The organism is Silicimonas algicola, from assembly GCF_003148765.1.
Taxonomy (GTDB): domain Bacteria; phylum Pseudomonadota; class Alphaproteobacteria; order Rhodobacterales; family Rhodobacteraceae; genus Silicimonas; species Silicimonas algicola.
Genome location: NZ_QGGV01000007.1, coordinates 135,741 through 157,085 on the forward strand (window position 1 = coordinate 135,741; position 21,345 = coordinate 157,085).

Below are 21,345 nucleotides of genomic sequence, written 5' to 3' on the forward strand. Positions count from 1 at the left end.
CAAGAGGTCAGGGGAGGATCGCGCATGGATTTCGCGCTGACCGAGGAACAGACCGCCATCTTCGACATGGCGCACGCCTTCGGGCGGGCCGAGATCGCCCCCCATGCCCTCGATTGGGAAAAGACGGGCGACATTCCGCGCGATCTCTGGACGAAGGCGGCCGAGCTGGGACTGGGCGGCATCTACGTCTCGGACGATTACGGCGGATCGGCCCTGTCCCGCCTCGACGCCACGCTCGTCTTCGAGGCTTTGGCGATGGCCTGTCCTTCGGTCGCGGCCTTCCTGTCGATCCACAACATGTGCGGCGGCATGATCGACCGCTACGGCTCGGACGAATTGAAGGCGCGCCTGCTGCCGGGGATGTGCCGGATGGAGACGGTCTTCTCCTATTGCCTGACCGAGCCCGGATCCGGCTCGGACGCCGCGGCGCTTCGCACGAAGGCCGAGAAGACGAACGAGGGCTGGTCGCTGACCGGCACCAAGGCCTTCATCTCGGGCGGAGGCTATTCGGACGCCTATATCGTCATGGCCCGGACGGGCGAGGACGGTGCCCGCGGCATCTCGGCCATCGTCATCGAGGACGGGACCGACGGCCTGTCCTTCGGCAAGCTCGAGGACAAGATGGGCTGGCGCGCGCAGCCGACGCGGCAGGTGCAGTTGGACGCCGCGCAGGTCCCGGCGGAGAACCTCATCGGCGACGAGGGGCGCGGCTTTGCCTACGCGATGGCCGGCCTCGACGGCGGGCGGCTGAACATCGCCGCCACCGCCCTCGGCGCGGCGCAGGAGGCGCTGGACCGCACCGTCACCTACATGGGCGAGCGGAAGGCATTCGGGCAAACGCTCGACCGCTTTCAGGCGCTACAGTTCCGGCTGGCCGAGGCCGAGGTCAAGCTGCAGGCCGCGCGCGTGTTGCTGCGCCAGGCGGCGTGGAAGCTGGACACGGGCTCTCCGGATGCCACCCGCCACTGCGCCATGGCCAAGATGTTCGTCACCGACCGGGCCTTCGAGGTGGCGAACGACTGCCTCCAGCTTCACGGCGGCTATGGCTATCTCGCCGACTACGGCATCGAGAAGATCGTCCGCGACCTGCGGGTCCACCAGATTCTCGAGGGCACGAACGAGATCATGCGGCTGATCGTGGCGCGCGACATGCTGAAGGCCCGGGCGTGAACGAGGTCCATATCCGAACTCAGGGCCGCGCCGGTCGCATCACCCTGACCCGGCCCGAGGCCCTGAACGCGCTGTCCTACGAGATGTCGCTCGCGATCCTCGACGCGCTCGACAGCTGGGCGGACGACGACGGCGTGGCGCTGGTGATCCTCGACGCCGAGGGCGGCCTCGCTTTCTGCGCCGGCGGCGACCTGGCGCGCATCCACGCTGACGCCACCGGCAACAAGGGCCGCGAGACGGTGGAGTTCTGGCGGCACGAGTACGAGCTGAACGACCGGATCGCGACCTACCGCAAGCCCGTCGTCGTCTTCATGCAGGGCTTCGTCATGGGCGGCGGCGTCGGCCTCGCCGGCCACGCCAGCCACCGCATCGCGGGAGAGACGACGCAGATCGCCATGCCGGAGTGCACCATCGGCCTCATCCCCGACGTGGGCGGCAGCTTCCTTCTGTCCCGCGCACCGGGCCGGATGGGAGAGTTCCTGGGCCTCACCGGCGCAAGGATGGGCGCGGCAGACGCGCTTCGCGCGGGCTTCGCCGACCTTCACATCCCCCAGGCTCAGTGGGCGACGCTGAAGTCGGACCTGTGCGAGACGGGGTCGACCGATGGCCTGGCCGACAAGGCAACGACGGCGATGGACGGCCCACTCGCGACCGCCCAGGCGATGATCGACCGCGCGTTCTCGGCGGACGACGTGCCCGCCATCGCGGCCGCCCTCGAGACGGAAGAAGGCGCCGTGGCCGAGGCCGCGCGCAAGGCGCTTGGTCGTAACTCGCCACTCGCGATGCACACGTCCCTTCGCGTGATCCGCCGCGCGCGCGCGTTCGGGACCGTTCGTCAGGCCATCGCGCTGGAATTCCGGGCAGCGGCGCGGTCGTTGCTGGAAGGGGACTTCGTCGAGGGTATCCGCGCGCAGATCATCGACAAGGACAGGTCGCCCCGCTGGCGGCACGCCTCGCTCCACGCCGTGAAGGAAGCCGATGTCGACGCGATGCTGAGACCTTTCGACGACAGGACACAGGACTTCGAGGAGATCCCGCAATGAAGATCGGTTTCATCGGCCTTGGCAACATGGGTGCGCCGATGGCGGCGAACCTCGTCGCGGCAGGCCACGAGGTGACGGGCTTCGACCTTGCCGCCCCCTGCCCCGAAGGCGTAACGGCGGCTGCCTCTGCCGCCGACGCCGCGCGTGGTGCGGATGTCGTCGTCACCATGTTGCCGAACGGCGCGATCCTTCGTGCCGTCGCGGACGAGATCGTACCCGTAATGGACAAGGGCGCAGCCTTCGTCGACTGCTCGACGGTCGACGTCGAGAGCGCGCGGGAGGTGGCGCAGATGGCCGAGGCGTCAGGTCTTCTTGCCGTCGACGCGCCCGTGTCGGGCGGCATCGGCGGGGCTGCGTCCGGGACGCTGACCTTCATGGCCGGCGGGTCGGAGGAGGCCTTCGCCAAGGCGCTGCCGCTCTTCGAGATCATGGGCCAGAAGGCCGTCCACTGCGGCGAGGCTGGCGCGGGCCAGTCGGCCAAGATCTGCAACAACATGATCCTCGGCGTGACGATGATCGCCACCTGCGAGGCCTTCGCGCTGGCCGACAAGCTGGGGCTCGACCGCCAGAAGATGTTCGACGTGGTCTCGACCTCGTCGGGGTCTTCCTGGACGATGAACGCCTATTGCCCCGCGCCGGGCGTGGGACCGAAGTCGCCCGCCGACAACGGCTACAAGCCGGGCTTCGCATCCGAGCTGATGCTGAAGGACCTCGGCCTGTCGCAGGAAGCGGCCGAGGCGGTCGACGCCGACACGCCCATGGGTCGGGCAGCGCTGGAGCTTTATCGTCGGTTCGTCGAGGCGGAAGGCGGTCGCGGGACCGACTTCTCGGCCATGCTGCCTCGTTTCGAGACGCGCGGGCGGTCGGACGACTGAGGCGCGGACCGGGGCTCTGCCCCGGACCACGGAGTGTTTCGAGACGGAAGAGGACGGGGGCGCGCGCGGTACGCTCCGCGCGCGCCCCGAACCGTCAGCCGATGATGGCGTTCAGAGTCTCCGACGGGCGCATGACCTTCGCGGCCTTCGTCCCGTCGGTGTGGTAGTAGCCGCCGAGGTCAGCCTCGCGTCCCTGTGCCGCCGCAATCTCGGACGTGATCTTCTCGGCGTTCGCCTCCAGCTTCTCGGCGATCGGCTTGAAGTGCGCCGCGAGGTCGGCGTCCTCGGTCTGAGCCGCAAGCGCCTTGGCCCAGTACAGCGCGAACCAGAAGTGGCTGTCGCGGTTGTCGGGCTCGCCGACCTTTCGGCCGGGCGAGCGGTCGTCGTCGAGGATGCCCTGCGTCGCCGCGTCCACCGCCTTGCCCATGATGGTCGCGCGGTCGTTGCCCTTGGTCTCGCCCAGGAACTTGAGGCTTTCGCCAAGCGCGCAGAATTCGCCGAGCGAATCCCATCTCAGGTGGTTCTCCTCGACAAGCTGCTGGACGTGCTTCGGGGCCGACCCGCCGGCGCCCGTTTCGAAGAGACCGCCGCCGTTCATCAGCTTTACGATCGACAGCATCTTGGCCGAGGTTCCAAGCTCGAGGATCGGGAAGAGGTCGGTCAGGTAGTCGCGCAGCACGTTGCCCGTGACGGCGATGGAGGTCTCACCCTTGCGGATCGTCTCGAGCGACAGGCGCGTCGCCTCGCGCGGGGCGAGGATCTGGAAACGGTCGGCGACGCCTGCGTCCTCCAGCATCGGCTTCACGTATTCGATCAACTCGGCGTCGTGCGCGCGGTCCTTGTCGAGCCAGAAGATCGCCTGGCAGCCCTCGGCCTTCTGGCGGCTGATAGCCAGCTTGACCCAGTCCCGGATCGGGGCCTCCTTCGTCGACGCCGAGCGCCAGATGTCGCCCGCCTCGACCTCGTGTGACAGAAGCACGTCGCCGTTCGCCGCGATGACGCGGACGGTGCCGCCCGACGACATCTCGAAGGTGGTCGGGTGAGAGCCGTATTCCTCGGCCTTCTGCGCCATCAGTCCCACGTTCTGGACCGTGCCTGCCTTGGAGGGGTCGAGCGCGCCGGTTTCCTTGAAGTAGTCGATGGCCTCCTCGTAGACGGCGGCGTAGCTGCTATCGGGGATGACGCAGTTGGCGTCGCCTTCCTTGCCGTCAGGTCCCCAACCCTTGCCGCCCGCGCGGATCATCGCGGGGATCGAGGCGTCGATGATCACGTCCGAGGGGACGTGCAGGTTGGTGATCCCACGATCCGAGTTCACCATGTAGAGCGGCGGACGTTCGGCGAGAAGCGCGTCGATCTCGGCGCGGATCGCCTTGCCGTTCTCCATCTCGTCGAGCCGTGCGAAAAGGTCGCCCAAGCCGGAATTCGGGTTGAAGCCCGCCTCTTTCAGCGCAGCGCCATGCTTTTCGAGGACAGGCGCGAGATAGGCCGCAACCGCGTGGCCGAAGAGGATGGGGTCCGAGACCTTCATCATCGTGGCCTTGAGGTGCAGCGAAAAAAGCGTGCCGTCCTGCTTCGTCTCCTCGATCTGGCGCTCGATGAAAGAGCGCAGCGCCTTCGCGGACATGAAGGTGGCGTCGACCACGGTTCCGGTGGGAAGCTGGTAGCCGTCCTTCAGGACGGTGACCTTGCCCGAGGCGTCCGTCATCTCGATCTTCGCGGGACCGGCCTGGGCGGCGGTGACGGTCACGGATGTCTCGTTCGAGCGGAAGTCGTCGGCGCCCATGGTGGACACCTTCGTCTTGCTGTCCTTCGACCACTTGCCCATCCGGTGCGGGTTGGCCTTGGCATAGTTCTTGACCGCGATGGCCGCGCGGCGGTCCGAGTTGCCTTCACGCAAAACCGGGTTCACCGCCGAGCCCTTGACCGCGTCGTACTTCGCGCGGATCGCCTTTTCCTCGGGCGTCTGCGGAGCCTCGGGGTAGTCGGGCAGGTCGTATCCCTGCGACTGGAGTTCCTTCAGCGCGGCGACGAGCTGGGGTTCGGAGGCCGAAATGTTGGGCAGCTTGATCACGTTGGCGTCGGCGCTCTTGACCAGTTCGCCGAGGACGGCGAGGTCGTCCGTCTGGCGCTGCGCCTCGGTCAGGCGCTCGGGGAAGGCGGCGATCAGGCGGCCGGCCAGCGAGATGTCACGGGTGCCGATGGTGACGCCCGCTGCCTGCGTGAAGGCGCGGACGATCGGCAGGAAAGACGCCGAGGCCAGTTCGGGCGCTTCGTCCACCTTCGTGTAGATGATGTCGGGATGGGTCTCTTCGGTCATGGCGTCGTGCCCCTTCGGATTCGGTCTGGCGCTGCCTTATCCGGTTTCCGGCGCAAGGTCGACGGGGCGTTTGCATACAGCGGCATACTGACGCCGCCCCGGCTCAGAGCACGACGAAGCCGGGCACGAGGGCCCGGCTTCGCGGAAAGGTCGGGCGCGTCAGACCACCGTGACGGTCAACTCGCCCAGCCCCTCAGCCGAAAGGACCATGACATCGCCCTTCTGCACGGCACCCACGCCCGAGGGCGTGCCGGACAGGATCACGTCGCCAGCGGCCAGTTCGAAGTAGTCGGAGAGGTAGGAGATCATTTCCGGCACCTTCCAGATCATCTGGTTGAGGTCGCCGGTCTGGCGCGTCTCGCCGTTGACGGTGAGCGAAATCGCGCCGTGGTCGGGGTGCCCGATCTCGGACGCCGGATGGACCGGACCCACGGGCGCGGACCGCTCGAACGCCTTGCCGATCTCCCACGGACGGCCTGCCTTCTTCTGCTCGCCCTGAAGGTCTCGCCGCGTCATGTCGAGAGCGAGGGCATAGCCGTAGACGTGATCGAGCGCCTTCTCGACAGGGATGTTCGTGCCGCCGGACTTCAACATTACGGCGATCTCGGCCTCGTGGTGGACGTCGGAGGACTTGTCGGGATAGGGAAACTGGCCCGTGGCATCGAGGTTGTTCGGGTTCTTCTGGAAGAAGAACGGCGCTTCACGGTCCGGGTCGCCCCCCATCTCGACGGTATGCGCGGCATAGTTCCGGCCGATGCAGTAGACCCGGCGCACCGGATAGACCTTGTCCGATCCCGCGACCGGGATGGTGACGGGTTTCGGTGCCTCGATGGCGTAGTCGCTCATGGTTTGTCCTTTCCCTCCATGTGGCAGCAGGACTGACCGATAGCAGATCAATCCCAACCAATTCCGACGTTTCGCGCTCCGATCAACCAAATTGCTTGCACGGTATCCGCGATTGGAGCAATCTATCCCCGAAATGAGAGAATTGGTCAACCAATACTGGGACGCTTCCGACATGGCGCCGCCGACCGTCCCCGAGGGGGCGGCGCGGGACCGGGTGCGGGCTTTCATCACCGACGGCGGCTATCACCCCGGCGACCGGCTGCCGGCCGAGCGCGAGCTGGTGACCCGTCTCGGCATGACGCGGAACACGCTTCGCAAGGCGCTTGAAACGCTCGAGCGCGAGGGCGCGATCTGGCGTCACGTCGGCAAGGGCACCTTCGTGTCGGCCATCGGATCGGGTGCGCCCGTCGCCAGCGTGATCGACCTTGCCCGCCAGGTGTCGCCGCTTCACATGATGCGCGCCCGGATCGCCCTGGAGCCCGCCATCGCGCGCGAGGCTGCCATCAACGCCTCGGATGCGGGGATCGCCCGGATCGCCGAAGCGCGCGACAAGGCCGTCGCAGCCGAAAGCTGGGACGTTTACGAGGCGTGGGACGTCAGCCTGCACCGCCTCATCGCCGAATCCACCGGGAACGCGCTGCTGCTCGCGCTTTTCGACCAGTTGAACCAGGTCCGCCGCGCGGTGGCCTGGGACACGGTCGTCCGCGCGTCCGACCGCCCTGCCCCGAGCCATACCAGTTTCGCCGAGCATGACCGGATCGTCCAGGCGATCCGCTCGCGCAATGCCACCGAGGCACATGCCGCCATGCGCGCGCACCTCGGATCGGTGTCGGCACGCCTGTTCGGAGACCACTGACCCGAAACCCGAAGACCGAACGACCCAACAACGAACCTGAATGGGGGGAGACATGACCGTTATAGGATTTCTGAAGAAGACCGTCGCCGTGCCGGTGGCGCTTGCGATGACCCTGGGCATGGCCCAGGCCGACACGATACGGATCGCGCTCGCCGAGACGCCGTCCGACGAGATGGCCGCCTTCTTCGTGGCGCTCGAGCGCGCGAAGGCCAATGGCCTCGACTACGAATGGACCGCCTTCTCGGACGAAGAGCTGGCGATCCAGGCCGTTCTGTCCGGCCAGATGGACATCGGCTTCGGCACGCCCTACGCGGCGATGCAGAAGTCGAAGGCGCCGCTGCGGATCATCTTCCAGCTCTCGAAGCTGAAGTTCTTCCCGGTGACTTCGAAGAAGTACGAAACGCTTGCCGACCTGGACGGCGAGCCTATCCTTCTGCACTCGCGCGGGGGCGGCACGGACTCGATCGCCAACGTGATCGAGGAGAAGGTCGGCATGAAGTTCGGCGAACGCTCCTATGTTCCGGGATCGTCGAACCGCGTCGTGGCGCTGGTCGCCGGACAGGCCGAGGCGACCATCCTCGATCTGTCGAACACCAACAAGATCATGGAACAGCACCCCGACATGTTCAACGTGCTGGAGATGTTCGAGGTCGAGGCATCCGACGAGGCGCTCTTCGCGAATCTCGATTGGATCCAGGCCAACGAAGAGGACGTACAGATCTTCGTCGACGCGCTCTACACGACCTGGCGCGACATGAACGCCGATCCGACGATTATCTCGAAGGAGACGAACCCGGACGGCCCGATCGGCCAGCTTCCGCCCGAGATCCTGGGTAGCCTCGACGACTTCTATACCGCGGCCGTGAAAGGAGGTCTCTACGACCCCGAAGGCGGTGGCATGAAGGCCGCTCAGGCAGACATGGAGTGGTACAGCGAAGCCGGCCAGCTTGAAGGCGACCCGGCGTCGCTCAACATCGACGACTTCTGGTACATGGCGCCGCTCGAGGCGGCCAAGGCGAAGTAATCCAGCCTTGGGGCGGCCCGGCTGACCGGGCCGCCCTTTCCCCTGAACGAGAGTCTCAATGACCGACCAAAGCCAACGCACATTGGCGACCGCCGCAAGTCAGGGACGGCCGCCTCTCACAAAACCCGCCCGCCGCGACTTCTTCGGCCGATTGACCCCGGCCCTGGTGAAGCACCGGCCGCTGGTCCTGAAGCTGGTTTCTGCCGCCGTGGTCTTTGGCGCGTGGGAAATCGCGGGCCGGATTCCGGTCAGCTATGCCTTCCCGACTTTCATCGAGTCCATGGCGGCGCTCTGGTCCATGACCGTCGACGGCTCGCTCTTCGTCGCCTACGGCGAAACGCTGAAGCCCCTTGTCGTGGGCATTCTCATCTCGACGTTCATCGGCGTCGCGGTCGGCATGTGGATCGGCCTCGCAAAATGGGCCGACTGGCTCTTTTCGCCGATCTTCATCGTCATGCAGGCCGCGCCGCTCGCCGCCCTGATCCCGCTTCTGGTGATGATCTACGGCATCGGGCTGACGTCAAAGGTCTTCGTCGTCTGCATCATGGCGATGCCCGTCATCGTCCTGAACACCGCAGGCGCGGTGCGGAACACGCCATCGAGCTTCATCGAGATGGGCCAGTCGTTCCTTGCCAGCCGCGCCGAGGTAATCGGCAAGATCATCCTGCCCGCCGCCTCGCCCGTCATCTTCTCGGGCCTGCGTCTCGGCGTCTCGGCGGGCTTCATCGGCGCCATCCTCGCCGAACTCAAGATCACGCCGACGGGTGTCGGCGACATCATCAGCTACAGCCGCTCGGTCGCGGACTACGCGAGCATGTATGCGGCCATCTTCTCGATCATCGTACTTGCGGTCGTGTTCCTGAACCTGCTCGAGCGGATCGAACTCACACTCTTCGAAGGAAACGCCCGTGGCTATGCCTCAGACTAAGCCGGCCCCCGTGGCCACGACCGACATCGCCGTCTCGGCCCGGAGCGTGTCGAAGACCTACGGCGAGACCGAGGCGCTGCGCGACATGACGATCGAGTTTCCGCGCGGGCAGCTCACCTCGCTGCTCGGGCCCTCGGGCTGCGGCAAGACCACGCTTCTGAAGATCATCGCGGGTCTCCTGGAGCCGAACTCGGGCACCATCGAGGTCAACGGCAAGCCCGTCACGGGCCCCGGCGAGGACCGCGCCTTCGTCTTCCAGGACTTCGCGCTTCTGCCCTGGGCCAGCGTGATGCGGAACGTGGCGTTCGGTCTCGAGCTTCGCGGCGTCGCCAAGTCCGAGCGTGAGGCGATCGCGGCGAAGTACATCGCCGACGTGGGTCTCAAGGGCTTCGAGAAGAGCTTTCCCCACGAGCTGTCGGGGGGCATGCGCCAGCGCGTCGGCCTTGCGCGCGCGCTTTCGGTAAATGCCGACGTGCTTCTGATGGACGAGCCCTTCTCGGCCGTCGACGAGCAGACCCGTCGCAAGTTCCAGGAAGACCTCCTGTCGCTGGTCCAGAACGAGAACAAGACCTTCATCTTCGTCACCCACTCGATCGAGGAGGCGGTCTACGTCTCCGACCAGATCGCACTCCTCCTGCCCCGCCCGAGCCGCGTGTCCGAAATCATCCGCCCGTCGGGGCTTCGGATGAAGGATGTCGACAACATCCGCCGCGATCCCGAGTACCTCGACACCGTGGATCGCATCTGGGCGCTGCTCAGAAGCTACGTGGAATAGGCCGATGACCCTTTACGGATACCGTCTGCCCGCGATGTCGTCGCTGATCCTCTGGGGCCTCCTGTGGGAGGCGATAGGCCAGATGGAGGTGAGCTTCTTCGTGCCGCCCCTGTCGGAAGTCATCGTGACGCTTTTTGAGGTGGTCCAGACCTCCGCCTTTCAGAAGGCGCTTTGGGAGACCGCCTACGCCTTCCTGGCCGGCGTCTTCTTCTCGATCGTCATCGGGATTCCCACCGGGATCCTCATGGGCAAGAACCGCCTGATCGACGAGCTTCTGCTGCCTTGGGTCAACATCTTCCTCTCGGTGCCACTGACCGCGCTGGTCCCCGTCCTGATGGTGCTCTTCGGCTTCGGCATGACGTCCATCATCATCACGACGACGCTCTTCGCGATCTGGATCATCATCCTGAACGCCCGCGTCGGTGTCATGCAGATCAACCGCTCGCTGGTCGACATGGCTCGGTCGTTCGGAGCGTCGCCCTGGGACGCCTTCGTCAAGATCTACTTCTGGGCCGCGCTGCCCGAGATCCTGGGCGGCGTGCGCATAGGCATCATCCGGGCGGTCAAGGGCGTCATCATCGGGCAGCTCCTGATCTCGATCGTGGGCTTCGGGGCGCTGTTCGAGCTCTATTCGAACAACTTCCTGATGTCGCACTTCTGGGCTGTCCTGCTTGTGCTCTTCGCGCTGGCCTTCTCGATCTCCGAGCTTCTCGCCATGCTCGAGCGCCGCGTCGCCTACTACGCCGCCAAGCGCTGAAACGAAAAGGGCCCGCCAAGGCGGGCCCTTTCCGTCGTTCCCGACCTGATCAGAGCAGGGACTGAACGTTCACACCGAAGGTGATCGCGCCGATCAGCTCGCCCGTCGCAGGATCCTTCACCGGCATCGACACCTGGCTCTGGTAGGAGCCCGTGCTGTCGTCGAACTCCACTTCGCTGATGTGGATTTCACCCGAGCCGTTGCCGAAGGTGTCCTGCCACTTCGCCTCGTCGCCCTGCCAGTAGTCCGATGTCTCGGTGCTCTGGGCGACGTTGAGGCCGCGGTTGTCCATCGCGAAGACCTCGGTGACGAACTGCGCGGTCTCGGACTGCTTCTGCGCAAGCCACGCAGAGGCGGGACGTGACAGGATCCCGTCGATCAGCGGCTTCGCTTCGGCCTTGCGCTGCGCCCGCCAGTCGAGGTCGAGCTGGTCGATCTCTGCCTGGGTGAGGTTCGTGTGCTCGGCATTCTGCGCCTTGATCGCGGCGATCAGTTCTGGGTTGCTGAGCCACTGGTTGAGCTGGCTTTCGGCGTAGGCCCGAAGCGGCACGCGGTAGACGTCTTCCTGACCCGGCGTGGCCAGCATGTAGAGCGTCACCACGTTGTCCATCCGCGTCGTGAGGTCGGCCGAGGTGACGGCGAGGTTCGCCACGTTCTCGGAGGACGGAGCGAAGCCGCCGCGGATCGCGTTCAGCGCCCCGAGCGTTTCCGTCCAGGTCGCGTTGACGGCAGCCAGCTCCTTGGCCACCGCTTCGGTCGGCGGCGGGTTTATGCCCGCGTCGACCATGCCGTTCGACAGTGCGTTGAGCGACACGGTGTAGGTGTCGAGGGTCGAACCGAGCCCTTCGACCGTCCCCATGTCCGCGGCGTTGGCCATGATGCCACAGACTTCCTTGGACATCTGGTGCGCCAACATGAGCTGGCGGCCGGCGATGTTCAGCGCCATGGCGTCGGCCTGTGTCAGCTCGTTCGGGTTCGAGTACTTTCCCGTCATGTCCGAGGCGAGGATCATCGTTGCCTGAAGAAGGTCGGCGTTGGACGAAGCGATCAGCTTGGCGCCTTCGCCGCTGTCCTGGCCCGTGACCATGGCGGACGCCGCCTTGTCGACCGGCTGCCAGAGGTCGCGCACGGCTCCGATGGATTTCTTGACGACGCCGAATTTTTCGGCACTCGGGATGCCGAGCGCGCTGGAGCCGTCGGTGAGGCCGGCGAGGATGACGTTGAACTCGTTCTTGGCTTCGACGAGCTCGGACCGTGCGGCTTCGGGTTCGATCCCCGCTTCCAGACGGCAGCTGGCCGAGGCGACGGCCTGGGTGAGGGTCCGAAGCTTGCCCGCCAGATTGACCCGGGCTTTCGAGCCGTCGAATTCCTGGGCGAAGGCTGGTGCGGCCAGTGACAAGGCTGCGACGCTGGCGACCGCTGCTGCGATGAGCGTCCTTTTGGGCGAATGCTGTTTCATGTCGCGTTCCTATTCGTGGATTTTCGAAGGTGGACCGGGCGCGTCGGTTGGTCTTCCGCGCCCGGAAGCTTGCGTCTGCTTACGCGTCCTTGCTGATCCACACTTCGACGCGGCGGTTCACGGCGCGACCATTTTCTGACACGTTGCAGGCCGAAGGAGACACCTCGCCATAGCCGGTCGTCTTCATGGTGATGTGGCTGAGGCGGCTGCCGGCGGCACGACGCACCTCCTGCATCACGTCGCTGGCGCGCTCTTCGGACAGTTTGCGGTTGCCTTCGAATGTGCCTACGCTGTCAGTGAACCCGACGAAGGTGATCTCGGTGCCCTGGGGGGCGGTCTCGAGGTAGGAGATCAGGCGCTCCATGTCGAGCTTGCCGCGTTCGTCCATCTTCGACGAGCCGAGACGGAAGCGGAAGGTGGTCGACAGGCGATCGTACTTGACCATGCTGTCGAACATTTCCATCGCCACCGTGCTTTCAAAGCCGGCGTCATAGGCCTCGCTCTCGGCCAGAAGCGCGGCGGCACGCTCGTCGTCGCTGGTCTGCGGGCGGCGTAGGATGCCGAGGTCGATGAAGCCCGACTTGCCGATGACACCATCGGCATCCTCGGAGATGGCGAAGTCGAGGAAGGCCTGAGCCGATTCGTCGAGGTTGTCGCCGCGGTTGTAGAGGTACATCCGGCGGTTCAGCCCGTATTCCTCGGTCTTGGCCGAGAACGCGTCGGGACGCGAGGCGATGCCGCATTCGTTGACAAGCGTGACGCCCTTCGCGCCGCGCTGGAAGGCATAGCCGACATAGCCGATGGCGTGGGGGTCGAGGTAGACGACGTTCGATACTTCCTGGTCGTCATCCGCGATGCCCTGAGGGCGGAAGACCGGCTTGTCCTGGCCTTCGTAGAGGTAGTCCATGAAGAAGTCGTAGCTGGTCGAGCCCGGCGCCTGCGCGATGACCGAAATCGGGTGATCCGATCCGCCGACGTCCTTCCAGTTCCGGAACTTGCCCGAGAAGATGCCGCGAAGCTGTTCCATCGTAAGCTCGCCGACATCGTTCGTGGGGTGGGTGATGACGACGACGCTGTCGACAGCGACGATTCGCTCCTGGTTCGGATCGACCATGTTTCCGGCGCCAGCGGCGCGCAGCTCTTTCGCCTCGGCCGGCAGGATGCGGCGGGCGGACATGGCGATCTGGGTTTCGTTGGTCATCAGCGAGCGGAATGCGTCCTCGGATGTCGTCGAAGTCACGAGGAAGGACCCGATGTCATCGCCGAAGCCGCTGTCAGCCACCAACTTCGCGAGGCTTTGGCCCCGCACCGAGGTGTTGGTGATCTCGGCGTCCGCGTCGAGCGACGAGGCGAAGCCGGTCATCAGGAGCGGCATCATGCCGATCCCGATGACGTCCGAGCCCGAGATCATCACGTCGGCGGCGTTGCCGGCGATCTGCGGACAGGCAGCGCCTTCGCAGCGCACCCGGCTGGCAGAAATACGAAGGTCGCCCAGCACCGTGCGGATGATGTAGTTGTCGTCCTTGAAGTCGACGAATTCGCCGACGAGGTTGACGGTGCCGTCAGCGGATTTGAGGCTGACCTCTTCGGCGACTGCAGCCCACGGCATCATCAGAGTACCGGCGATTGTGGCGGCGGAAACCGAAGCCTTGAAGACTTCAATCTTTTTTCCCACTGGAGTTGCTCCTCATTTGGGGCCCGCGCCGCGCTCTATCTGAAACGCCGCCGCGAACGGGTGAGATGTCGGAACCGAAAACAGGGAAATCGCTAAAGATTAACGCTGGGTTTAGGTAAGGAATGGGGAATGAATGCGGCGCGGGCTTGAAATCGACCCAGCTTTTTCATGTCCATTTTGGAAACAAAACGGCGGAAAAAGGTCAAATTGTGGCAAGAGGAACCGCAGTCGTTTTTCGCGCAAACACACCGGGCAGGTGGACCCTGCCCGGCGTGCGAAGGTGGTCGGTCGGCGTCAGCGGCCCGAGACGAACTGCAGGACGCGCGTCGGCATGGACACTCCGCGCGGCTTGGCCACCTGGATATGCCGCGTGCTGTCGAACACCTCGACTGGGGTCCGGGACGTGACCTTGATGACCGAGATCGAGATATTGTCCTGGTCGGGATCGTCGATCTTCTCGACCGCCGCCAGAAGCGCCGAGACGATGGCGTGGCTGGGCTTCGTGCGGTGGTCGTCGAGGATCGCCTCGATTTCCACGTCCGTGAGTGTCTGGAGACCGTCGCTCGACGCCACGAAGATGTCGTCCTGCTCGACCTTGAAGGGCTCCCGCGGGCAATCGACCTTGGCGATCTCGGACCCGAAGATCACCGACTTCAGGCAGTTGCGGTCGGGGTGGTTCCGGCCCTGCTCCTCGGTCATCATGCCGGAGCGGACCATGAGGTCGATCTCGGGCGCAAGCGAGTGGTCTTCGTTCAACTGCTTCAGTTTGCCGTCGCGGAAGAGATACAGCGGGGAATCCCCGACAGAGACCCAGTAGAGCCTGTCCTCGATGAACACGGGTGCCACCAGAGTGGCGCCCATGCCATAGCTTTCCGGGTGGTCCGAGACATAGCCGCGGATGCACTGGTTCGCGGACAGTGCGGCATGGTGAAGAACCTGGGGCACTTGCGCCTCGTTGTCCTTCAACTCCCGCGACTTGAACTTCAGCTCGGCGAACATCTCGGTGACCACGATGGTCGAGGCGATCTCGCCCGCCGTGTGCCCGCCCATGCCATCGGCGAGGACCATGAACCCGGCCTGCGGACCAAGGGGAAAGTCGGTGACGAGCGAATCTTCCTGGACGTCGCGCGCGCCCTGCGAAAGAGCCGTCGCCACTTCGTACTGAGGAGCGGTCATGTTGTTCATCTCGGCCTCTCCCTGGTTCAGTTGCCGGCCTCGACGTTGGTCGTCGAGACAAGCCACATTTCGCCATCGCGCTTGACGGCGAAGTTGAACTTGGGCGCGCCGGCGGCGATCTCGCGGGCAAGGATCGTCTGCAGCGCCTGAGGCGTGTCGATCAGCTCGCTCGTCGGCATGAACGCGACGACGATGTCGCCGGTCCGAAGCGTCTCGTCGGCATCGGTCGGACTCTCGATGACCGTCGTGACCCACGCCCCGTTCACCTGCGCGGTACGGAAGCGTTCGCCGGTCAGCAGGATCGTCTCCTGAACCGTCGGCACGTCGAGGCTGCGGACCAGCGTCTGGCCTTCGGGAGTCTCGATCCCGAGGGTGGCCTTGACCGAGGCTCCGAGCCCGAAGCCGGGCTGAAGCTTCACAACCTGCTGCACCTCGGAGAACGAGATGACGGGCAGGCCGTTCACCGACAGGATCTTCGAGCCCGGCTTCAGCCACTCGGGCGCGCTGGCGTCGACGGCCAGGATCCTGAGCGAGCCGTTCGGCTCGAGCGTGAACGGGAAGGCAGCGGTGGCGCCGGACAAGAGCGGCGAGGCCTCGATCACGTTGGAGGGCCTCGTGGGCTCTGGCGGAAGCGGCGCCGGGCTCGACAGGTCGACCGACGGACCGCCGCTTTCGACTTGCGGCTCGCTGACGATCGGCGCCGTGCGCGTCGGGTCGGCATCGACATCCGCGCCCACGTCCACGCCCAGGATTTCGCTGGACACGTTCGGAAGCGTTGCGACGCGTTCGGACACCGTCGGCGCGATGGCGGGAACCTCGGGCAGGGCAATGGCGGCAGGCCGGGTGGGCGGGCGCTTTGTGACGTCGGGTCGGCTTGCGACCACGGCTACGTCTTCGCTCTCGACAGCGGAGGGTTCGGAAGGCACGGGTCCCGTGGTCGCCGGTTCGGCGACGACTGCCGGCACTTCGGGTTCGGCAGGAACGGCCGGGACGATCACGGCTGCCGCCACCGTCGGCTTGGGCTCTGCGACCGGTGGAGTCACGGCCGGTTCAGCAGCCGCCGTCTCGGGCTCGGCGGCCGGTGTGACGGGCGTCTCGACCTCGGCCGTCTCGGTCGGCACGCCAACGGCGCGTTCAGCGGTTTCGGCAGGGGCGGAGATCGCCGCGACGTCGGGCGTCTCGTCGGAACTCATCATGACATAGCCCCCGACGCCCGCGGCGGCGAGGAGCGCCAGAAGACCGGCGACAAGACCCAGCTTGCCCTTCGAGCCGGAGGTGTCGCGCATGACCTGCGTGACGACCTTTTCCTGCGGAACATCGACAAAGCTCGGCGTCGAGGTGACGGAGTCCCTCGGCGGACGCGGCGTATCGGGTCGGTCTGTCTGGTTCGGGCGTCTCGGCCGTTTGGGTTGGGCAAGACCCGCCGCTTCGAGCTCGGCCTCGGTCGCAAGGTTCTGCGCACCGTCAGCGCTCGTATTGCCGTAAAGCTGCGAAGCGAGCTTCTCTTCCCGCACGAGGTCCTTGATCTGCGAGACGACAAAGCCGTTGTCGACGGCGAGGACGGGGCGAGAAACAGACCCGCGGGTCATCGAGCTGACGCGGGAGTGGGTGATCATCGCGCGCCAGTCGGCGGCCGACTGGATGCGGTTCTTCGGGAATATCGCCAGAGCGCGGTCGATGGCTTCGAGGAACTCGCGCTTGTATCCGCCCGTGCGGTCGGCGATCGGAACATAGGGATCGGGATCGTCGCTCGCGACGGCGGTCAGGCGCTCCTGAGCGTTCGGCGGCGTGTTCCCGGTGATGACGTGGTAGAGCGACGCGCCGAGCGAATAGAGGTCGCTCGACGGAAAGGACGCGCCGTCCGAGATGTAGAATTCCTGCGGCGAGTAGCCGTCCTTCACCGTGCGCATCGCGCCCAGATGGCGCGTGGCGCGGGACGCGGTTTCACGCGCGGCGCCGAAGTCGATCAGCACCGGCTCCTTGTCTCGCGAAATCAGGATGTTGTCCGGCGAGATGTCGCGGTGAAGCACGCCCTCGTGGTGGATGAACTCGATGGCATCGAGCAGCTTGATCACGATGGTCTCGAGGTCCTTCGGATCGAGCCGGGCCGTCGGGTCCTCGGCGATCTCGAGAAGGTCGCGGCCGTCGACATAGTCGAGCGCCATGTAGGCCGTGCCGTTGTCTTCGAAGACCTGGTGGACGCCCACGATGTTGGGATGGTTCAGACGCGCGAGGTTCCGGGCCTCCTGGACGAAGAGGTCCACAATCATGCGGAATTCCTTGGCATGAGCCCGCGACCGCACGCCCACGATCGTCTTCGACCGGCGACAGAAGGCCCCTGGGAAGCATTCCTTGATCACGACGCGGCGGCGCAGGCTGTCCTCGGCCAGGTAGGTTATGCCGAAGCCGCCGCTGTTGAGATATTCCTCGATCGTGTACTGACCGTGAAGCAGCGACATGCCTGGCTGAAGCTCGTCGGGGAACTCCTGATCCACGAACTCTTTCGGCGTTGTGCTCGGTTTCATACGCATACCTATGCAAATCTGGCCCGGGCGTGCGGGCATTCGGCACAACATGGCAAACAAATCTGTCCAAAAGTTGATGCAATTACGGATATTGGAACGGGAGAGCCAAAACGCGCGTCTCGGGGACTAAATGTTTCCGGTCTGGAAATACTTAACGTTTATAGCGCGTTAAGCTCCGCCAGGCTTGTGGGCCAGAGCCCCTCGGTGCGGCAAAAGCCCCGTGAAGCCATAGGATTGCCGTAATTGGCCCACCCCGCTTATCGGACGCCGCCGGAAACTGTTTCCAACTCACCTCAGCCCTCGGCCTCTGCAAGGAGGGTCGCGTTGCCTCCCGCCGCCGTCGTATCCACACAGGTCGACCGCTCGGCAGCGTAGAGCGCCGGCGACAGATGGGCGGTGACGAGGGTAAGCACCGGCCCCTCGCGAGAAGCCAGCACACGGCGGAGTCGGCTCAAGGCCGCGCCCGACACCTGTGCCGCGACCAGGTCGATGCCGGGATGGCGAAGCAGGTCGTCGCTCGCGCCGCCGTCGAGCACGGACAGAGGAAAATCGTCGCGCATCAGCGTCTTGAGGACAGAGGTTGCACCTGGGGCCGCCGCAACGACGGCGTTGCCCGCGGCGAGGGCCTGGACGACCTGCGCAAGCAACGCCTCCGGAGAAGGCCCGAGGCAGAGGACACATCCGCGTGGAAGAAGGGCCAACTGGTTGGACTCCCCCGTCGGCCCGGGCAGATTCACGGGGCCGAAATCCAGCGCGGCCGATGCCGCCATCGCCGCCGCCGCCCGTCCGCGCAGGGCCGAGCGCAGCCGGGCGATCCTGTCTGTCGCCCTGCCCCAGCTCGCCGCGCGATCTCCGGTCGCGTTGACGTCCACGGATGCGGCATCGCTGCCCGGGAGGACGTCTGAGCCCACCTCGCCCTCATGGGTGAAGCGCTGCAGGTAAAGCGGCCCGCCCGCCTTGGGTCCCGTCCCCGACAGGCCATGCCCGCCGAACGGCTGGCTTCCGACCACGGCGCCGATCTGGTCGCGGTTGACGTAGACGTTGCCGGCGCCGATCCGGTCGAGCACCCTCTGCACGCGCCGGTCGATCCGCGAGTGCAGCCCGAACGTCAGCCCGTAACCTTTTGCGTTAATGTCCGAAACGACATCGGCAATCTTCTCGCCGTCGAACCGTGCGACATGGAGGACGGGACCGAAAATCTCGTGCTCGATTTCGGCGATCCCCGACACGCGCACCACGGTCGGCGCCACGAAGTGACCTTCCGCGAGACCGTCCAGCCGCTTCAGCACGCGCCCCTCAGCCTCCATCCGCTCGACATAGGCGGTGATCGCCTCATGTGCCTCGCCGTCGATCACGGGCCCCACATCCGTCGCCAAGGCCCACGGATCGCCCGCGACGAGGGTCTCCATCGCGCCGAAGAGCATCTTCAGCAACTTCTCCTCGACATCCTTCTGGACGTAGAGGATGCGCAGGGCAGAACATCTTTGTCCCGCTGACTGGAAGGCGCCCCGCAGGATGTCGCGCGTGGCCTGCTCGAGAAGCGCCGTCGAGTCGACGATCATGGCGTTCAGCCCGCCCGTCTCGGCGATCAGCATGGCGTGCGGCGCGGTCCTGGCCAATTGCCGGTCGATGAGCTTCGCCACCTCGGTCGAGCCGGTGAAACACACCCCTGACAGGCGCGGATCGGCGGTCAGCGGCCCTCCCACGCTCTCTCCGTCGCCCGGTAGAAGCTGGAGGACCTTCGCAGGCACGCCCGCCTCGTGCAGCAACTGGGTGGCGCGGAAGGCGATGAGAGGCGTCTGCTCGGCGGGTTTCGCGACGACAGCGTTCCCCGCCGCCAGCGCCGCCCCGATCTGGCCGGTGAAGATGGCGAGGGGGAAGTTCCAGGGCGAGATGCAGGCGATGACCCCGCGCGCGGGACGGTCGCCGAGGGTCTCGGCTTCCTGCGCGTAATAGCGCAGGAAATCGACCGCTTCGCGCAGTTCCGCCACGCCGTCGGCAAGGGTCTTCCCCGCCTCGCGCGCGGTAAGGGCAAAGACCTCGTGAGCGTTCGCCTCGTAGAGGTCGGCAGCGCGGCGCAGGATCGTCGCACGCGCAGGGGCGCCGAGAGCGGACCAGCCCGGCTGCGCATCTACAGCGAGACCGACCGCCGCCTCGACCATCGTCGCCTCGGCTTCGGTGACGGTGCCCACCACATCGGACGGGCGCGCAGGATTGTGGACCTCTCGAGCCGCGCCCACGCGCTCCGCCGGTGTCAGAGGACCCGCCGTCCAGCTGTAAGGGGCAGCGAAGGCGGCGCGGCCGGCATCGATCTCGGCCAGCGTCACAGGGTCTGTCAGGTCCCATCCGGCGCTGTTGCGGCGGGGGGCGAAGATGTCCGCAGGTCGTGGGATCGCCGGGTTCGGGTGAAAGCCGTCGGCTTCGGCTTTCGCGATCGGGTCCGATGCGATTTCTTCAGCCGGAACAGAGGTATCCACGATCTGGTTCACGAAGGACGAGTTGGCGCCGTTCTCCAGAAGCCGCCGGACGAGATAGGCCAGAAGGTCGTGGTGCGCGCCCACCGGCGCATAGATGCGGCAGCGCGTTCCCTCGGCCTTGCGGACGGCCTCGTGCAGGTGCTCTCCCATCCCGTGCAGGCGCTGGAACTCGAAGGCGGCCTTGTCGGACGCCATCTCGAGAACGGCGGCAACGGAATGGGCGTTGTGCGTCGCGAATTGCGGATAGATGCGGTCGGTCATCGACAGAAGCTTCCGCGCACCGGCCAGGTAGCTGACGTCGGTGTGGGTCTTGCGGGTGAAGACGGGATAGTCGGTCAGCCCCAGCACCTGCGCGCGCTTCACCTCGGTGTCCCAGTAGGCCCCCTTGACGAGGCGCACCATGATGCGGCGGTCGAGACGGCCGGCGAGGTCGTGGAGCCAGTCGAGGACAGGCATCGCCCGGCGTCCGAACGCCTGGACGACGACGCCGAAGCCGTCCCAGCCCTTCAGGCTGTCGGACGACAGGACGCGTTCGATCACATCGAGGGAAAGATCAAGCCGATCAGCCTCTTCCGCGTCGATATTGAAGCCGATTCCAGCCTTCGCCGCCGCTTCTGCGAGGGACAGAAGGCGGTCAGAGAGAACGGGCAGCATCGCCTCGGCCTGGGCGCACTCATAGCGAGGATGCAGCGCGGACAGCTTGACCGAGATGCCGGGGTTCGTCCTCACGTCGCGGCCCGAGGCCGCGCCCGCGATGACGTCGATGGCGCGGGCATAGGCGTCGAGATAGCGAAGCGCGTCTGCCTCGGTCCGCGCGGCCTCTCCCAGCATGTCGTAGGAGTAGCTATAGCCCTTCGCCACCATCGGACGGCCGCGCTTCATCGCCTCGCCTATGGTGCGGCCCAGAACGAACTGCGACCCCATCTCGGCCATCGCCTGCCCCACGGCGCGGCGGATCACCGGCTCTCCCAGCCTACGCACAAGGCCGTGCAGCGTGCCAGCCACGCCCCCTTCGTCGTCGTCAAGAACGCGGCCGGTCAGCAGCAGCCCCCAGGTCGAGGCGTTGACGAGGATCGAGCCGGAGTCGCCGATGTGGCTGGCCCAGTCGTGCGGCGTGATCTTGTCGCGGATCAACTCGTCCACCGTGCCGCTGTCGGGGACGCGCAGCATCGCCTCGGCCAGGCACATCAGAGCCACGCCCTCGCGCGTGGACAGTCCGTATTCGGCGAGGAGGCTCTCCATCATGCCGACCTTGCCCGAGGCGCGCACGGCGCGGACCAGGTCTGCGGCGCGGGAGGAAATGCGGGCGCGTGCTGCCTCGTCGAGGGCGGTCGATCGCGCGAGACCGCGGACGAGATCCGCCTCGGGGGCCAGCGTGTGGGACCGGATCTCGTCGCGCATGGCCTGGCTCACTCCTGTCAGGGTCGGGCGCACTCTTTCAT

The 21,345-nt window shown here is 65.9% G+C and carries 15 protein-coding genes; 8 read left to right on the forward strand and 7 right to left on the reverse strand.

All coding sequences use genetic code 11. The features are described 5' to 3' along the window. Nucleotides 1-24 precede the first annotated feature (24 nt). From C8D95_RS15290 to mmsB, 3 genes are read left to right on the forward strand one after another with little or no spacing between them, the layout of a single operon-like run. Nucleotides 25-1,170 (forward strand): acyl-CoA dehydrogenase family protein, encoded by a 1,146-nt coding sequence (locus C8D95_RS15290; RefSeq protein ID WP_109760063.1) that lies wholly within the window; start codon nt 25-27, stop codon nt 1,168-1,170. Continuing rightward, a complete protein-coding gene (locus C8D95_RS15295) occupies nt 1,167-2,213 on the forward strand; it encodes an enoyl-CoA hydratase/isomerase family protein (protein ID WP_109760064.1) in 1,047 nt (348 codons plus the stop codon). Before C8D95_RS15290 ends, C8D95_RS15295 begins: the two co-directional genes overlap by 4 nt. Further along, the gene (gene mmsB, locus C8D95_RS15300; RefSeq protein WP_109760065.1) at nt 2,210-3,088 is read left to right on the forward strand and encodes a 3-hydroxyisobutyrate dehydrogenase; all 879 of its coding nucleotides are present in this window, start codon (nt 2,210-2,212) and stop codon (nt 3,086-3,088) included. Before C8D95_RS15295 ends, mmsB begins: the two co-directional genes overlap by 4 nt. Before the next feature lie 94 nt (nt 3,089-3,182). Here mmsB and C8D95_RS15305 read toward each other — a convergent pair whose 3' ends face one another. Together C8D95_RS15305 and C8D95_RS15310 are read right to left on the reverse strand one after the other, a co-directional pair. Next, entirely contained in the window at nt 3,183-5,405 is a 2,223-nt protein-coding gene (locus C8D95_RS15305; protein ID WP_109760066.1) for an NADP-dependent isocitrate dehydrogenase, read from the reverse strand. A gap of 159 nt (nt 5,406-5,564) precedes the next feature. Further along, a complete protein-coding gene (locus C8D95_RS15310) occupies nt 5,565-6,251 on the reverse strand; it encodes a fumarylacetoacetate hydrolase family protein (RefSeq protein ID WP_109760067.1) in 687 nt (228 codons plus the stop codon). A gap of 172 nt (nt 6,252-6,423) precedes the next feature. On the opposite strand from C8D95_RS15310, the gene C8D95_RS15315 reads away from it, so the two are divergent. The 5 genes from C8D95_RS15315 to C8D95_RS15335 are packed head-to-tail and all read left to right on the forward strand — an operon-like array spanning nt 6,424 to nt 10,591. Continuing rightward, entirely contained in the window at nt 6,424-7,107 is a 684-nt protein-coding gene (locus C8D95_RS15315) for a FadR/GntR family transcriptional regulator (RefSeq protein ID WP_109760133.1), read from the forward strand. Between the two features lie 52 nt (nt 7,108-7,159). Then, on the forward strand, nt 7,160-8,131 hold the full coding sequence (locus C8D95_RS15320) for an ABC transporter substrate-binding protein (RefSeq protein ID WP_206508457.1): 972 nt from the start codon (nt 7,160-7,162) through the stop codon (nt 8,129-8,131). Nucleotides 8,132-8,189: 58 nt separating this feature from the next. Beyond that, on the forward strand, nt 8,190-9,059 hold the full coding sequence (locus tag C8D95_RS15325) for an ABC transporter permease (protein WP_206508455.1): 870 nt from the start codon (nt 8,190-8,192) through the stop codon (nt 9,057-9,059). Then, entirely contained in the window at nt 9,046-9,834 is a 789-nt protein-coding gene (locus C8D95_RS15330; RefSeq protein WP_109760068.1) for an ABC transporter ATP-binding protein, read from the forward strand. The genes C8D95_RS15325 and C8D95_RS15330 overlap by 14 nt, the downstream gene beginning before the upstream one ends. Nucleotides 9,835-9,838: 4 nt before the next feature. Then, nucleotides 9,839-10,591, forward strand: coding sequence for an ABC transporter permease (locus C8D95_RS15335; RefSeq protein WP_109760069.1), 753 nt, complete (start codon nt 9,839-9,841; stop codon nt 10,589-10,591). A gap of 49 nt (nt 10,592-10,640) precedes the next feature. On the opposite strand, the gene C8D95_RS15340 is transcribed toward C8D95_RS15335, so the two are convergent. From C8D95_RS15340 to putA, 5 genes are all read right to left on the reverse strand, one after another. Continuing rightward, nucleotides 10,641-12,050: a type IV pili methyl-accepting chemotaxis transducer N-terminal domain-containing protein gene (locus C8D95_RS15340; RefSeq protein ID WP_109760070.1), complete on the reverse strand. Its 1,410-nt coding sequence runs from the start codon at nt 12,048-12,050 to the stop codon at nt 10,641-10,643. 79 nt (nt 12,051-12,129) lie between these two features. Further along, nucleotides 12,130-13,725, reverse strand: a complete 1,596-nt coding sequence (locus C8D95_RS15345) for a phosphate ABC transporter substrate-binding/OmpA family protein (protein ID WP_109760071.1) — start codon at nt 13,723-13,725, stop codon at nt 12,130-12,132. Nucleotides 13,726-14,019: 294 nt separating this feature from the next. Further along, nucleotides 14,020-14,910 (reverse strand): PP2C family protein-serine/threonine phosphatase, encoded by an 891-nt coding sequence (locus tag C8D95_RS15350; protein WP_109760072.1) that lies wholly within the window; start codon nt 14,908-14,910, stop codon nt 14,020-14,022. Between the two features lie 17 nt (nt 14,911-14,927). Next, the gene (locus C8D95_RS22780; protein WP_109760073.1) at nt 14,928-17,426 is read right to left on the reverse strand and encodes a serine/threonine-protein kinase; all 2,499 of its coding nucleotides are present in this window, start codon (nt 17,424-17,426) and stop codon (nt 14,928-14,930) included. Nucleotides 17,427-17,719: 293 nt separating this feature from the next. Next, complete coding sequence (gene putA, locus C8D95_RS15360) at nt 17,720-21,304, reverse strand: bifunctional proline dehydrogenase/L-glutamate gamma-semialdehyde dehydrogenase PutA (protein ID WP_109760074.1); 3,585 nt, start codon at nt 21,302-21,304, stop codon at nt 17,720-17,722. Nucleotides 21,305-21,345 lie beyond the last annotated feature (41 nt).